Annotated in this window: 10 protein-coding genes and 2 pseudogenes; 1 reads left to right on the plus strand and 11 read right to left on the minus strand. The window is 37.2% G+C overall.

All coding sequences use genetic code 11. The features are described from left to right. Positions 1-195: 195 nt before the first annotated feature. The 10 genes and pseudogenes from BN358_RS06540 to BN358_RS06585 all read right to left on the minus strand — a co-directional run bounded on the left by BN358_RS06540 (position 196) and on the right by BN358_RS06585 (position 11,735). Positions 196-1,397: pseudogene (locus BN358_RS06540) on the minus strand (sodium ion-translocating decarboxylase subunit beta). 302 nt (positions 1,398-1,699) lie between these two features. Further along, positions 1,700-2,101, minus strand: coding sequence for a methylmalonyl-CoA epimerase (gene mce, locus BN358_RS06545; RefSeq protein ID WP_019228423.1), 402 nt, complete (start codon positions 2,099-2,101; stop codon positions 1,700-1,702). A gap of 113 nt (positions 2,102-2,214) precedes the next feature. Continuing rightward, the gene (gene meaB, locus BN358_RS06550) at positions 2,215-3,156 is read right to left on the minus strand and encodes a methylmalonyl Co-A mutase-associated GTPase MeaB (protein WP_019228424.1); all 942 of its coding nucleotides are present in this window, start codon (positions 3,154-3,156) and stop codon (positions 2,215-2,217) included. A 19-nt stretch (positions 3,157-3,175) separates the two neighbouring features. Continuing rightward, entirely contained in the window at positions 3,176-3,574 is a 399-nt protein-coding gene (locus BN358_RS06555) for a cobalamin B12-binding domain-containing protein (protein ID WP_019228425.1), read from the minus strand. A gap of 13 nt (positions 3,575-3,587) precedes the next feature. Beyond that, positions 3,588-5,267, minus strand: coding sequence for a methylmalonyl-CoA mutase (locus tag BN358_RS06560; RefSeq protein ID WP_019228426.1), 1,680 nt, complete (start codon positions 5,265-5,267; stop codon positions 3,588-3,590). Positions 5,268-5,514: 247 nt separating this feature from the next. Next, complete coding sequence (locus BN358_RS06565; protein ID WP_019228427.1) at positions 5,515-6,024, minus strand: prolyl-tRNA synthetase associated domain-containing protein; 510 nt, start codon at positions 6,022-6,024, stop codon at positions 5,515-5,517. 82 nt (positions 6,025-6,106) lie between these two features. After that, positions 6,107-7,598 (minus strand): annotated as a pseudogene (locus BN358_RS06570) (acetyl-CoA hydrolase/transferase family protein). A gap of 74 nt (positions 7,599-7,672) precedes the next feature. Continuing rightward, positions 7,673-9,079, minus strand: coding sequence for a YfcC family protein (locus BN358_RS06575; RefSeq protein WP_019228429.1), 1,407 nt, complete (start codon positions 9,077-9,079; stop codon positions 7,673-7,675). Positions 9,080-9,154: 75 nt separating this feature from the next. Next, positions 9,155-10,522, minus strand: a complete 1,368-nt coding sequence (locus tag BN358_RS06580) for an amidohydrolase family protein (RefSeq protein WP_019228430.1) — start codon at positions 10,520-10,522, stop codon at positions 9,155-9,157. Between the two features lie 28 nt (positions 10,523-10,550). Beyond that, complete coding sequence (locus BN358_RS06585; RefSeq protein WP_019228431.1) at positions 10,551-11,735, minus strand: M20 family metallopeptidase; 1,185 nt, start codon at positions 11,733-11,735, stop codon at positions 10,551-10,553. 275 nt (positions 11,736-12,010) lie between these two features. Here BN358_RS06585 and BN358_RS06590 point away from each other — a divergent pair, with 275 nt between their 5' ends. Then, positions 12,011-13,954 carry a sigma 54-interacting transcriptional regulator gene (locus tag BN358_RS06590; RefSeq protein ID WP_019228432.1) on the plus strand — a complete coding sequence of 648 codons (1,944 nt, stop codon included), beginning with the start codon at positions 12,011-12,013 and terminating at the stop codon, positions 13,952-13,954. 104 nt (positions 13,955-14,058) lie between these two features. Here the strand turns inward: BN358_RS06590 and ftsH are convergent, their stop codons facing one another. Beyond that, positions 14,059-15,870, minus strand: a complete 1,812-nt coding sequence (ftsH, locus tag BN358_RS06595) for an ATP-dependent zinc metalloprotease FtsH (protein WP_040582143.1) — start codon at positions 15,868-15,870, stop codon at positions 14,059-14,061. Positions 15,871-15,915 lie beyond the last annotated feature (45 nt).

The following is a 15,915-nucleotide window of genomic DNA, read 5'->3' on the forward strand; positions in this document are numbered from 1 at the left end:
CAACTCCCTGAGCTCCATCAATTTATCTTTTGGCATTTATACCTCCGCTTGATTTATTATTACTTTGAAGTTCAAAATAACGTTTGCAGGTCATCTTGAATATTAATAATTTATGAGTACTGCCATGTGTTTTTAAATTAAATTTCAAAAGTATCGTATGTATTATTGCTCTGATATTTATATTCATACTGATATCTACATGAGAGGTACCAATGTGACATAAATTCCTGTAAGTATTGCAGTTGTTATTACTCCGCATATACTTGCACTCATAGCATATTCAAGAATGTAGCTGTAACGGTTCACTCTAAACACTTCTTTCTGTGCAACCTTGGCTGTTGTTGGAACACAAGATACTCCAGCTATACCTATAACAGGATTGAAATTTCTGTTGCTTATGAAATAAATGACATATCCGCCGATTATTCCTCCGATGCCTGATAAAAGCAGAGCTACAATTCCAAGGAACAGAAGTATGAGTATTTTAGGATTTAATATGGTGCTTGCTTCACAAAGAACTCCAAGCATCAATCCCAAAAGAAACGTCGCTCCATAAAGGAACACATCTTCTATTAATTTGGTATATCTTTCAATTCCCGACTCACGTATGGCATTGCCCAGGAAAAAGCTGACAAACAAGGGAGCAGCTGATGGAAAAAGCAGGCACAGCACCGCACATCCAACCACATCAAATGCAAGTTTTTCTCCGGAAGTTATACTTTTTTTGCTGCAGTCTTTACTACCGTTGCCCTTATATCCTTAGGCACCATGAGTCTGACAAGGAAAGGATAGCCTCCGTAAGTAAGACTTAAGTAAAGATAAGCAACAATTGTGATTGGAACAAACAAATCCTTTGCAAGAAAAAGTGAAGCAAATAAAACCATTGGACCGTCAGCGCCTCCTATAAGAGATACGGCTGCAGCCTCTCCATATGTAAGTCCCATGGCATGGGCAATAGGAAAAGTTGCAATTGATCCAAGCTCTGCAAACATTGCAATGAGCATTCCTGTGAATGGATACTTCAATACGCATTCAACATCTGTGATAACACCTATTCCCATGAACACAAAACATGCAACAAGACCATTGCTGAATGCAAAAGTATAAATAGGCTGAAGCCAGTCAATCTGCATTATGTTCATGAGGCTGTCTGTATCAGTTACAAGAGGGTCCATGAACAATGTTCCTGTCTGACTTGCTGAAAGAAACAATACTCCTGCATTGACAGCCAGCATGCCAAATCCCATGGGAATCATGATGAGGGGTTCAAGTATTTTTCTTTTACCAAGGTACACCATCAGCATGCCCAGAAGAATCAGAACAATTCTTGCTATGGCAATTTTGGGTTCCTGATAAAATAAAGTTCCTACCCCTTGAAAAAGATTTAATAAATTCATAGTAATTTTTCACGTCATTAATTAAATTATGCATGTTTTTTTCCAAACTGCCTTATAACAAGCAATATCAATTTGATTACAAAGGCTATAAATATAGAAGCAGCAAAGCCCAATAAATATACCTTCAAAACGAAATAAACAGACTCCATTTTGTCTCCTTTAAATACCCTGTATTAATACTTAAGTTCTTTTTTTATAAAGCTGATAAATATCCATGATATTGCCAATACAATTCCTATTGATGCAAATGGACTTAAGTTAATCATGCTTTCACCTCGATTCATGATGTCATGAAATATAGACTAATTTCTTTCAGTAAGCTCTATTAAAACCCCGAATGTGCTCTTTGGGTGGCAAAATGCTATTCTTGCTCCTCCTGCGCCATAACGTGGTTTTTCATCAATCATTCTTATTCCTTTTTCCTTCATTTCAGCAATTGCTTCTTCAATGTTGTCAACTTTGTATGCTATGTGCTGAACACCTTCGCCGTTTTTTTCTATAAATTTTGCAATAGGGCCGTCTTCTTGTGTTGATTCCAAAAGTTCTACTTCTGAATCTCCTACAGGAAGAAATGCAACTGTCACCTTTTGTTCTTCAACAACTTCTTTGCCTGCTGCTTTCAATCCCAGTATATTCTCGTAAAAACTTAATGCTTCATCTAAATTTTTTACCGCCACTCCTATGTGATCCACTTTTCTAACCATAAAACCCTCCGCTTTTTTAATGAAGAATTAAGAATGAAGAGTGAAAAATTATTGTTGGAATTCGGGCAGAGCCCGAATTCCTTCTTTAATTCTTAATTCTTAACTCTTAATTCTTAATTGTCTTTTCTAATTGCCTTTAAGAACTCGTCTCTTACTTCGTAAATATTTTTTTCCTTGCTGTATACTTGTGCAACTCTTCCATCAAGCTTGTTATCCTTGTCTGTGTGGGAAATTACAATTTTTCTAAGCTCCGTTTCAATAAGCTCCACAACTTCAAGCTTCATGTTGTTTTTTCGCCTTTTTTCCAGTTGGCCGCTTTCTTCCAGGTACTGGATATGACTTTTTATTTCTCGAATCAAATTGTCGATTCCTTCATTTTTAACAGCAACAACTTTCACAACCGGAGGTCTTCTTTCCATGTCCATGGTTAAATCAAGCATCATGTTCACTTCAGTTGCCGTGCGGTCTGCTCCGAACAAATCACTTTTGTTAATGACGAAAATGTCGCCTATTTCCATTATTCCTGCTTTGATTGACTGAATGTCATCACCAAGCCCCGGAACCATAACCATTAAAATGGTGTCTGCAATCTTTACAATGTCTACTTCAGACTGGCCCACTCCCACGGTTTCAATAATTATGTAGTCATATCCGGCGGCGTCAAGAATTTTCAATGCATTTTTAGTGTATTTTGAAAGTCCTCCAAGGTATCCCCTTGTTCCCATGCTTCTTATAAATACATTGGGATTTAGGGCCAAGTCCTGCATTCTTATTCTGTCTCCAAGAATCGACCCTCCAGAATAAGGGCTTGTTGGGTCCACTGCTATTATACCTACTCTTTTTCCTTCGTCTACAAGAGATTTCACAACTTTGTCTGTCAGAGTGCTCTTTCCCGCTCCAGGAGGTCCTGTAATGCCTATTACATGAGCATGGCCTGTGTGAGTGTGTATTTCTCTTATTATCTTTTCTGCTTCATCAGGGTTGTTTTCTGCTGCTGTAATAAGCTTGGCGCATGCTCTTTTGTCCCCCTCAAGCATTTTCTTAATCCATTCCATAAGGACTCCCAAAAATCATTTAATTGTCTTTTATATTATTTTTGATGAATTCAATCATTTCTGTAGTTGTTGTTCCAGGAGTAAATATTTCTGCAATTCCTGCTTCCTTAAGACCTGGTATGTCATCATCAGGGATTACTCCTCCGCCTATAACAAGTATATCGTCAGCTCCCTGTTCTTTAAGAAGTTCAACAACTCTCGGGAACAAGTAATTGTGTGCTCCTGATAAAAGGCTCATTCCAACTACGTCAACATCTTCCTGAATTGCTGCTGCAACTATCTGTTCAGGTGTCTGTCTAAGTCCTGTATATATAACTTCCATTCCTGCATCTCGAAGTGCCCTGGCAATTACCTTTGCTCCTCTGTCATGACCGTCAAGACCCGGTTTGGCTACTAATACTCTAATAATTTTGCTCATTTCATCCTCCTAATTAAAGCAGCACTGCCTGCTCATATTCTCCGAACACATCTCTCATTACCTGGCATATTTCTCCTAATGTTGCATATTCCTTGACTGCATCAAGAATAAAAGGCATCACATTTTCAGTTCCCTGACAAGCTGTTCTCAAAGCTTCCAGTCTTGATTTAACTGCATCATTATTTCTAGCTGATTTCACGTCCTGGATTTTCTTTGTCTGCATTTCCCCTACAATTGGATCAACTCTCAACAGTCCCTTTGGAGATTCTTCCTTAACCTGGTATTTGTTCACGCCTACAACTATTCTGTCAAGAGATTCTATTTCCATCTGATATTTGTATGCTGAATCAGAAATTTCCTTTTGGATGTATCCAAGATCAATTGCTCTTGCTGCTCCACCAAGATCGTCTATTTTTGAAATATATTCCATTGCCTTGTCTTCAATTTCCTTTGTCTTCGCTTCAACAAAGTATGAACCTGCAAGAGGATCTATTGTGTTTGTAACTCCTGTTTCGCTGGCAATTATCTGCTGAGTTCTTAGAGCTATAGTTACGGAATCTGTCGTAGGAAGAGCAAGTGCCTCATCTCTTGAATTTGTGTGAAGAGACTGAGTTCCTCCAAGTACTGCTGCCAATGCCTGCATGGCAACACGAATGATGTTGTTGTCAGGCTGCTGTGCTGTTAACGTGCATCCTGCTGTCTGTGTGTGGAACTTGAGCATCATTGATTTTTCGCTTTTTGCATGGAATCTTTCCTTCATTATTTTTGCCCACAATCTTCTTGCTGCTCTGAATTTGGCAACCTCTTCAAACAAGTCGTTATGAGAGTTGAAGAAGAATGAAAGTCTTGGTGCAAATGTGTCCACATCAAGGCCTGCTTTTATGGCTGCTTCAACATATGCAATTCCGTCAGCAAGTGTGAATCCTACTTCCTGCGCTGCAGTTGAGCCTGCTTCTCTTATGTGGTAGCCTGAAATGCTTATAGTATTCCATTTAGGAACTTCCTTTGAGCAATATTCAAAAATGTTTGTTATGAGTCTCATGGAAGGCTCAGTAGGGAATATATAAGTTCCCCTTGCTATGTATTCTTTAAGAATGTCGTTTTGAATTGTTCCTCTAAGTTTGTCCGCAGAAACCCCCTGCTTTTCCCCAACAGCTATGTACATTGCCAAAAGAACTGCTGCAGGTGCGTTTATTGTCATTGATGTGCTTACTTTGTCCAAAGGAATTCCATCAAAAAGTATTTCCATGTCCTTAAGAGAGTCTATGGCAACACCAACTTTACCAACTTCTCCCTGTGCCAGTGAATGGTCTGAATCATATCCAATCTGAGTAGGCAGGTCAAATGCAACAGACAGTCCTGTTGAACCCTGGCTTACGAGATATTTATATCTTTCATTTGATTCTTCTGCAGTGGCAAAACCAGCATACATTCTCATGGTCCAGTTCTTTCCTCTGTACATTGTTGGCTGGCAGCCTCTTGTAAAAGGATACTGTCCAGGGTAACCGATTTCTTCCACATAATCTATTTCTGCAACATCTTCCGGAGTGTACAGTCTTTCTACAGTTGCTCCTGAGACACTTCTGAATTCTTCTTTGCTTTCCGGAGATTTCTCCAGCGTTTTATTTAATACTTTTTCTTCCCAATTTTCTCTGGCTGTTTTTATTTTTGAAAGCTCTTCATTATTTAACATGCATACCTCCACTTGTTTGTTTAACAATATATTTCTCAATAAATATAATCTAAAAAGCTTATTTTTGCAAGATGTTAACCAAAAATGACTCCAAGAATTTCAAACTTGCAGTAAAAGTTGCAAAATCGTGTTTAACATTGTGTCTTAAATGCTTCTTAAGGTTGAAATATCAAGCAGGATTATGTTTTTTCAATTTTCTTGAGACTTTTTTAAGGCTACTTAAAATAAAAATAATTTTTATTGTCTGTCATGGTTTTTGGGCTATTTTCAAGGAAATCGTTTGGTATCGATTTCCGCTTTCCTCCAAAAACCTCATCATGTCCGATACTTTGATTACCAAAGTTGATGTATTCACGTTTGGATGCGAATTGATAAATTCTTCTTTCATTATGTCTTCGTCCACATAAACCATGACTGAATGTTCTGTATCGTTTATTATTCCAAAAATCGATACAGAGCCCGGGGTTAATTTCAAATACTTCATCATTCTTTCAGGTGAAGCAAAACTTATGTTTTTTTCTGAAATAATTTCTCCGAAGCTCTTTACATCAAGTACCTTATCCTCGCACATGACCACCAGGTAATGGCTGTTACCTTTTCTATTCCTTAAGAATAAATTTTTTGTGTGAACTCCCTTTAACCCGCTTGTGTAAATGTCGGCCTCACGGCATGTGAATACTGCCGGATGGTCGTGCTTTTCGTAATCAATATGAAGTTTTTCAAGAACTTCATAAACTTTCTTTTCATTGTCGTCCATAATGCACCTCGTATTAATTTGATAATTTAACTGTATCAAATATAAATACTTTTTACAACAATGCTTTCATTTCTATATGTTTTTATTTCATAGACCCTGTTTCAAGATATCTTTCATGCCATGACAAAGCTTCCCGCAGTATGTGGGGAGTTTGGCTGCCATTTGTTTTATTTTTAGCACTTATATAATAATCCCAAAGCATTTTTTTATAATCTTCATGGGCACAATTTTCAATTATCAGTTCTGCTCTTTCTTTTGGAGACAATCCTCTTAAGTCTGCAACACCATTTTCCGTAACCAATACCATAACATCATGCTCAGTATGATCAACATGTGAAACCATTGGTACAATTGAAGAAACCTTGCCGTTAAGTGCTATTGATTGTGTTGTAAACACAGAAATATAAGCATTGCGCGCAAAATCTCCAGATCCGCCTATTCCATTCACTATTTTGCTTCCCATTATATGAGTTGAATTTACATTTCCGTATATATCTGCTTCTATAGCAGTATTTATTGATATAACACCCAGTTTTCTTATAATTTCCGGGTTGTTGCTTATTTCCTGCGGTCTCAGGATAATTTTATCCTTGTAATTAGAAATATTTCTATAAAAATCATCCAAACGTTCAGGTGATATTGTTAAAGATGTTGCAGAAGCACTTATCAGCTTTCCGCAATCCATGAGATCCAATGCAGAATCCTGCAGCACCTCAGAGTAAAAGTATAAGTTTGAAAATTCAGAACTGCACAGGCCTCCCAATACTGCATTGGCAACACTGCCTACTCCAGATTGTAAAGGAAGCAAATCCTTAGGAAGTCTGCCTTTATTAACTTCAGCCTTTAAAAAAGAAATTAAATTCTCAGCCATCAATTTTGAATTATGGTCTATTTCAGCAACTTTATTTGTTTTGTCCGTTATATCAGAAAAAACTATTGCAACAATTTTGTCCGGATTACAGGGAATGTACGGTGTACCTATTCTGTCACTTACACTTTTAATTGGAATTGACTTTCTAAGCGGTGGATTCGAAGTTGAATATATGTCATGCATTCCTTCAAGTTCTTGGGGCTGCCAAGTATTTATCTCAACAATGACTTTATGTGCACATTCAACAATTACATTTGAATTGCCTACAGAAGTGCTTGGAACTATACCTCCATCTTCAGTGATTGCAACAGCCTCTATTATAGCTGTGTCTATCTGTCCCAAAAACCCATATTTTATGTATTGTGCCGAGTGGCTTAAATGAATATCATTATATTTAATTTTTCCGCTGTTAATGGAATTTCTTATATCCGGATTTGTCTGGTATGGATATCTTCTTCTTATAATTCCTTTTTGTGCAAGAATACCATCCAGCTCAGGTCCTACGGAGGCTCCGGTGATTAAATCTATCTGAATATTCTCTCCATTCTCAACCCTTCTTGCAAGAGCAGCAGGCAATGCTTTTGGATATCCTGCCGGAGTGAATCCTGATGTACCTACGATGCTGTTATTTTTTATTAAACATTGCTGCTTCATCAGCACTCATAACTTTGTCTATTAATTTTTTACATCTTACTCTTTCCATTTGACTTCTGACTCTCCTTTTTGCTCTAATATCTGTATAAAAGCTCCCCGTGAGAGGAGCTTAAACATTATGTGTTAGAATGGTCCGTAATTGATTAAAACAGAAATAACCATGAATACTGCAGCCATCAATGTCCAAAGGCCTATAAGAGGAGCCACGTACTTAACCCATGTTTCATACTTGATTTTTGCAACAGACAGGTTTGCAAGCAATACTCCTGAAGTTGGAATTATTGAGTTTGATATGCCATCGCCAAACTGATATGCAAGAACCGCTGATTGTCTGGTTAAACCTATTACCTCAGAAAGCGGCGACATAATAGGCATTGTTGTTGCTGCCTGTCCGGAACCTGATGGAATGAAGAAATTCAGTATAGACTGAACCAATAGCATACCAACAGCACTTACAGTCTTAGGAAGTGCTGAAACCACACTTGCCATACTAAACACAATTGTATCGATAATCATGCTGCCTTCCATTATTACAAGCAATCCTCTTGCAAGACCAACAACCAAAGCTCCTGTTGTCATATCTCTTGCTCCTGTAATAAAATTCTTTGCGATATCGTCAAAATTCATACCACCTGCAAGACCTCCTATAATTCCTATGGATAGGAAAATTGCAGCAATTTCTGTGATATACCATCCGTATTTAAAAACTCCGAATATCAATATACCCATACCTATGGCGAATATTGACAGAACTGCCGTGTGTCTTCCAGTCATTTGCATAACATTGTTCAAGTCAATTGCATGATCTTTTTCTTCCAGTTCAAGCTCATAAACCAAACTTTTTGTAGGATCTGCTTTCACTTTGTTTGCATATCTGTATATGTAGGCTATTATAAGAGCTACTGTACAAACCCAAATCACAAGTCGAAGACCGATACCTGAAAACATAGGAAGTTCAGCAATACTCTGCGCTACCCCTACAGTAAACGGATTCATGAAACCTGAAGTAAAGCCTGCTGCTGCACCAAGCGCCACTATGGACATTCCTACAATGGCGTCATAACCTAAAGCTCTGGCAAGAGCAATTCCAATTGGTACAAACACAATTGCTTCTTCTGCCATACCTATTGTGGCTCCTCCCAAAGAAAACAATACTACAATAATAGGGATGAGAAGCTTTTCTTTTCCTTTAAGACTCAACGCTACCTTGCTTATTCCTGCTTCAATTGCTCCAGTCTTATTTACTACATTAAAGGAACCACCAACAATAAAAATAAAGAAAACTATGCTTTGAGCTGCTCCAAGTCCTTTCGGAAATGCTTTCAACACATCAAAAATTTTCGCCGGTGTTGACTCAACTTGAGCATACGATTCCGGATCAACAACCATTCTTCCTGTTGCTGACTCAACTTTTTGATACTGTCCCGCAGGTATTACATAAGTAAGAATTGCAACTATGATAATCATCAAAAACAAGATTACATAAGTGTGCGGAACTTTAAATTTTTTCTTCTTTACATCTTTTTCCATAAAAGCCTCCTCAGTTTTTTTATTAAAAATCAATAAACTATTGTTTATTAATCATTAATACAGAAAAATTTTAACTTAAGCTTCACCACGCTTATAGAATCTTCCAAGCGTATTGTTTATAACCTTTCCATTATTTATTGCAATTTTACCTCCTAAAATTACATATTTAATCCCTTCCGGCCTAAGTTGAGGATCCTGAAAAGTGGCCTTGTCAATTATCCTGGCGAAATCAAATATTGCAATGTCAGCATCAAATCCTTCCTTGAGCAAGCCTTTTCTTTTTAATTTCAATCTTTTAGCAGGCATCAATGTCATTTTGTTAATTGCATCAAAAAACTCCATTGACTTTTTTTCTCTGACATAATGGCCTATTACCCTGGGAAATGTCCCTGCTCCTCTGGGGTGTCCGGAATGATTTCTGTAAATACCGTCACTTGCTATCATAACCATTGGGTGATTTAACGCTTCAACTATTTCATCCTCATTCATTACATTTGCTACAGCAAGCATTTGGGGATATTCTTTCCTGGCCTTTTCAAATATTTCTCTGTTGCAGTACACTCCTTTAAACGGCTCTTCAGTGAGCATAATCGAATCATAACTCTTGTTCCATGACTCAAAGCATCCTTCGTCAAATACGGCCGAACCAATAAAAGTACTAAATGCGGCATAAGGGTATGCATCAACAGACAAATCTATACCGTTTAATTTTATGTTCTCTATAAGTTTCAGTGCTTCTGTCATATTGCCAAAAGCACTGCAGCTTGACAGGTGGGAAATTTGAAAAGGAATTTTTGTCTCCTTGGCAATCTCTGCCATTTCATTTATAGAATCAAGTGCGTTCACAGCATCTTTTCTATAGTGGGCCGAAAGCAGGAGATCATTTCTTCCTATTATGTGTTCAGTAATTTCTATTGCCTCTTCTAAATCAATTCCCGGACAATATTCCAATCCGTAAGATACTCCCACAGCCCCGAAATCTATTGCTTCTGCTGTGATTGACTGCATTTTTTTAATCTGCTTCGCTGTTGATCTTTTATAAATATCTGTGCTTCCAACCTGATTCCTTAAATAGTTGTGGCCTATATACGACATATAGTTTACCGGATTTCCCTTTTCTTCAATAAATTCACTGAGCATTTCAATGCTTTGTCTATTGTTTCCACAATTTCCTGCAACACATGTTGTAACGCCCATATTCAGCATTGTTGCAGAAATATCATATTCTTGCTTTTTAGTAAGAGTAAAATCTTCTTCATGCATGTGTATATCTATAAAACCAGGTGAAACATAATGACCTTCAGCATCTATGACTTTTCTTGACTGTTCCGTTACATGACCCATATGGATTATGGCTCCGTCTTTTATACCCAAATCACCTTCTATTATTTTCCTGTTTTCAACATCGATTATTTTACCGTTAACTATTTTTAAATCAAGCATTGCTTCTCCTTTTAAGTAATATTTTTAATTACTGACAAAACTCCTCTGCAATCCGTGTATATATTTCAACATAATTTTCAAGGTCTTTCACAGGTATCTTTTCATCTTTTCCATGTGAATATTTCAGATCTCCGGGACCTGTTACAACTGTCGGAATTTTACCATAGGTTGAAAGTACGCCAGCATCTGTCCATCCTCTTCTTTTTTCTATGTTAGGTTCACAGCCGTTAAATTCTTTTAAAACATTGTATACCGTTAATGCTATATGAGAATCAGGCTGGGCTATGAGCGGTGCATGATCAAATTCTTCCATCATGTTTGATTCCATTCTTATTATTTCTGCCTTGAATTCAGGATCTTCCTTTTTGAGCAAGTCAATAATGTCCTGATATTCCTTTATTACACTTTCAACATTTTCATCCGGAAGATATCTTCTGTCTATTTGAATAATACAGCTGTCTGCAACAGAACTGGGCTGTGTTCCTCCTTTTATAAGTCCGAAGTTCATTACCGATGGTCCCATCCATTCATTCTGCCTTTGTTTTAATTTCGGCATAAGTTCATCTTCAATTTTTCTAATTAACTTTGCAGCCTTGGAAATTGCATTAATACCTAGCTCTGGATTTCCTCCGTGGGCAACTTTCCCTTCAATTCTTATTTCAAGCCATTCAAGTCCTCTATGTCCTAAAGCATAACCATAGTTTGAAGGTTCTCCCACTATGGCACCGTCAGCTTTTATACCGCTTTTCACTACAAACTCAGTACCACCGCTTTCTTCTTCCTCTCCCACAACAGCAGTAAGAATTATGTCTCCTCCCAATATCTTGCCTTTATTTTTAATGTTAAGCATTGAAGTAATCATGCATGCCAATGCACCCTTCATGTCATTGGCTCCTCTTCCAAGAATATATCCATCTGATATATCTGCCCCAAAAGGTTCCACAGTCATTTCATATGGAGGAACAGTATCTGTATGTCCGTTAAAAATCAAGTTTTTTCCGGTACCGCTTCCTCTAAGCCTTGCTATTACGTTTCTTCTTTTTCCTTCAACATTCTGAAACTCCACATCAAGTCCATTTTCACTGCAATAATTGTAAATGTACTCTGCCACATTGGATTCCCTGTTTTCTACATATTTGTGGCTGGGTATCCTTATTAGTTCTTGAGTAAGTTTTGTAACTTCACTTAAATTCTCGTAATTATCTGTATCCATACTAACCTCCATTAGCTAAGTATAATGTTTGGACTAAAAATCTGGCCGAAAGTCATCTTTAATAATCAACACAAATTCTTTGGTATTTACATAATTTCACAAAAAATATATAATGTATGTATAAAATAATATAAGCAATTTTTATGCCAATCTGTATGTACTGAATTTTATGTATTTCTGTTATATTCTTTCAGCATATGTTCACTATTTAAATTTATAATGTTTAAATAGTGAACGTGCGTTAATAAAATAAACGTGTAGAAGGAGTCCAGTAATTGATACCGAAATTTATTATTACTTCACCTAACAATAATTTCACCGAAATGGTTAGAAACACAACTAATGAAATTGCATTTGACGATTACATATTGATAGAAGAGGCTTTCGATGAAGCTGTTGAACAGGTTAACAGCCTTTCCATGAAATATAATATTTCTGTAATCATCAGCAGAGGTATAACAGCAAAAATGATTAAAAAAAGCACAGATATACCGGTTTTGGAAGCTCAGGCAACTCCTTTTGACATAATAACTTCCATTGTTGAGGCTATGAAAATATCTAAAAATATTGCATTTATTCATTATGATAATTTCTTTACCGAGGATTTTTCAAATCTGAAGGATATACTTGACATAGATTTAACCGAATATCATTACAACAATATTTATGATATTGAGCAATGCGTCTATCAAGCGTATTCAGATAAAAAGCAGGTTGTTATATGCGGGTATGGCCATATTCAAAACATATGCAGCAAACTTGGAATTCCTTTTGTTATGTATAGCACCAGCAATTACTCCATGAAGGAAATATTATCTAGGGCACTGCTCATCAGATATGCAGAAGAAAGACAATACAGACACGAAAACCAACTAAGGACATTCATAAATGAAATGCCGGATGGTGTATTGTATCTGGATGAACACAACGTAGTAACACTCATAAACAACATTGGAAAAAAACTTCTCAATATAAACTCAGATCAAGATATAATAGGGCAGACGGTTAGTAATTTCATTAAAAATTATGACTTTATTGAAATTATTAACAGCAAAAATCATGAGACAGGAAAAGAAATTGAATTTTCAGGAAACAAAATACTCATGAGATCAACACCAATATTTGCTAAAGAATTTTACATAGGTACTGTAATCAGTTTTCAGAAAAGTTCATATATATCGTACTTGGATCATAATGTCAGAAGACAAAACATTAAAAAAGGCATGAATGCAAATGCAACTTTTCGGGACTTAGAAGATACAACAATTTCATCAAAAATGAAGGAATGTATTGACAAGGCAATAAGTTATGCTCAAACTGACAGCACCATACTCATAATAGGAGAGAGCGGAACCGGAAAAGAAATGTTCGCACAAAGCATTCACAATGCATCAAATAGGCATGGCCAGCCCTTTGTTGCAATAAATTGTGCAGCACTTTCACAGAATTTAATTGAAAGTGAACTTTTCGGTTATGAGGAAGGAGCGTTTACAGGCGCTAAGGTTGGAGGTAAGCCAGGATATTTTGAACTGGCTCACAACGGAACCTTATTTCTTGATGAGCTTGGACTGCTTCCCCTTAACATTCAAGTTCAGCTTTTAAGAGTTCTGCAGGAAAGACAGGTTCTAAGGATAGGCGGTACAAAAATGATACCTATAAACATTAGAATTATTGCAGCCACAAATGCCGATTTACTTGATGCAGTAGATAAGGGTACATTCAGACACGATTTGTACTACAGGCTTAATGTTCTTAATATTTCAATACCTCCATTAAGACAGCGAATTGAAGACATTCCTTTGCTGATCCATCATTATTTAACCTTTTACAATGCTCAGTACAGCAAAAATATTGTATCCTGCAGCAATGATTTCATTTCTGCATTTCAATGCCATGACTGGAAGGGGAATGTCCGCGAGCTTATGAATTATTTAATGCGAATTGTAATACTTTCAAACAGCCATGTGCTTACTTCTGAGGATATTAAAAAAAGTGAAATAAAACTTTCTTCAAAACATCATTGTTCCCATGAAGTAAGAGATGAAAGTGAAAATGTTTTAAAATTAAGTGCCGGATCTCTTAATTCCATGGAGCAGGAAATTATCAGCTGGTATATGGATAAATACAGCGGCAATAGAGCTATGGTAAGTCAAGAACTTAACATAAGCAGAACAACACTTTGGAAAAAGCTGAAAAATATAAAAAATGATGTAGTTTAAATCTTAATCTACATCTATAAAAATAAAAAAAATAAGGGATGGCTGAGCCATCCCTTATTCATTCTTAAGCGGGAGGACACGAGGTCCTCCCCTACGTAATTGATTTATGCTTCTTCAAAAAGCATCTCAAATTCTTTTCCTGTTATAGTTTCCTTTTCGAGAAGAGCCTGCGCAACACGCTCAAGCTTTTCCATGTTTTCGCTTAACAGTGTTTCTGTTTTGTGATATGCATTGTCAATAATTCTTCTCATTTCCTTGTCTATCTTTGCAGCAACTTCTTCTGAATAGTTTCTGATTTTATTGAAATCTCTTCCAAGGAAAACTTCGTCGTCATTAGTTCCGTATGCCATAGGTCCAAGCTCGTCACTCATGCCGTAGGTAGTAACCATGGCTCTTGCAATTTTAGTTGCCCTTTCAATATCGTTTGAAGCTCCTGTTGAAATATCATCAAGTACAAGTTTTTCTGCAACTCTTCCTCCAAGAAGTCTCACTATGTTTTCTTCCATTTCCATTTTAGAAGCATAGGAACGGTCTTCCTCAGGAAGGTACATTGTAAATCCTCCTGCACCGCCTCTTGGTATTATAGTTATCATGTGAACAGGATCTTTGTTTGAAGAAAGTCTTGCAACAACTGCATGGCCCGCTTCATGATATGCAGTGAGCTTTTTCTCGTTTTCGTTTATTACTTTGCTTCTCTTTTCTGGTCCTGCAATTACTTTTGTTATTGCTTCTTCTATAATATCCATTGTTATGAGAGTCTTGTTGTGTCTTGCAGTCAAAAGAGCAGCTTCATTCATTGCATTTTCCAGATCTGCCGGAGTGAATCCCGGAGTTCTCTTTGCCACAACTTCCAAATCAACATCGTCTGACAATGGTTTTTTTCTGACATGTACTTTAAGTATTTGTTCTCTAGCCTTAACGTCCGGAAGACCAACGTGAACCTGTCTGTCAAATCTGCCCGGTCTCATGAGTGCCGGGTCAAGAATATCAGGTCTGTTTGTTGCTGCTATGATGATTATTCCTTCATTGCCTGAGAAACCATCCATTTCAACCAAAAGCTGGTTCAATGTCTGTTCTCTTTCATCATTACCGCCCCCAAGGCCAGCGCCTCTTCTTCTTCCCACAGCATCAATTTCATCTATGAATATAATGCACGGAGCATTTTTCTTTGCCTGGTCAAATAAATCTCTGACTCTTGAAGCACCCACGCCTACAAACATTTCAACGAAGTCGGAACCGCTTATGCTGAAAAACGGAACTCCTGCTTCTCCCGACACGGATTTTGAAAGATAAGTCTTTCCAGTTCCAGGAGGTCCCACCAAAAGAACTCCTTTTGGTATACGAGCTCCAAGTCTCACAAATTTAGCCGGATTTTTAAGAAAGTCAACTATTTCGCTGAGTTCTTCCTTTTCTTCATCCAAACCTGCAACATCGGCAAAAGTAATTTTTTTGTTTGGATCATCTTCCTTGACCATCTTGGCTCTGCTCTTGCCAAAGGACATGGCCTTGCCTGTTCCGCCGCCCTGTGATTGTTTCATGAACACATACCACAAAACTCCCAGAAGAACAAGCATTCCTATGGTTGGAAGTGCCTGAACCCACAGAGGTGTTGCCGGTACTGGCTCACCTTCAATTGTTATTTCGCCTGCTTCAACCTTTTCAGCAAGGTACTTGTCATAAAAACTTGAAGAAAACAAGAACACAGTTGGAACATAAGAAGTAAATTTAGAGTCATCCTTGAATACCCCGTTTACTTCGCTTTCAGTGTAGGAAAGTGATTTTATATTGTCATTTTGTATTTGAATTATAAGCTCGCTGTAGCTTATGCTTTGTTCTTCTGCTGCCGGTTCAACCATGCTTTGCACCAGCATTATTATTACAACAAAGATAAGTATATACATTGCGATGCTTCTCATAAATCCTTTCAATTAAAGCCTCCTATTTGTCTTAAGACTATCTGA

Origin of the sequence: Sedimentibacter sp. B4, assembly GCF_000309315.1 — a bacterium.
Taxonomy (GTDB): domain Bacteria; phylum Bacillota; class Clostridia; order Tissierellales; family Sedimentibacteraceae; genus Sedimentibacter; species Sedimentibacter saalensis.

Excerpts from the sequence above, each read along its gene's own strand:
- mce (WP_019228423.1), bottom strand. The coding sequence starts at position 2,101 with ATGGTTAGAAAAGTGGATCACATAGGAGTGGCGGTAAAAAATTTAGAT.
- meaB (WP_019228424.1), bottom strand. The coding sequence starts at position 3,156 with ATGGAATGGATTAAGAAAATGCTTGAGGGGGACAAAAGAGCATGCGCC.
- BN358_RS06555 (WP_019228425.1), bottom strand. The coding sequence starts at position 3,574 with ATGAGCAAAATTATTAGAGTATTAGTAGCCAAACCGGGTCTTGACGGT.
- BN358_RS06560 (WP_019228426.1), bottom strand. The coding sequence starts at position 5,267 with ATGTTAAATAATGAAGAGCTTTCAAAAATAAAAACAGCCAGAGAAAAT.
- BN358_RS06565 (WP_019228427.1), bottom strand. The coding sequence starts at position 6,024 with ATGGACGACAATGAAAAGAAAGTTTATGAAGTTCTTGAAAAACTTCAT.
- BN358_RS06575 (WP_019228429.1), bottom strand. The coding sequence starts at position 9,079 with ATGGAAAAAGATGTAAAGAAGAAAAAATTTAAAGTTCCGCACACTTAT.
- BN358_RS06580 (WP_019228430.1), bottom strand. The coding sequence starts at position 10,522 with ATGCTTGATTTAAAAATAGTTAACGGTAAAATAATCGATGTTGAAAAC.
- BN358_RS06585 (WP_019228431.1), bottom strand. The coding sequence starts at position 11,735 with ATGGATACAGATAATTACGAGAATTTAAGTGAAGTTACAAAACTTACT.
- ftsH (WP_040582143.1), bottom strand. The coding sequence starts at position 15,870 with ATGAGAAGCATCGCAATGTATATACTTATCTTTGTTGTAATAATAATG.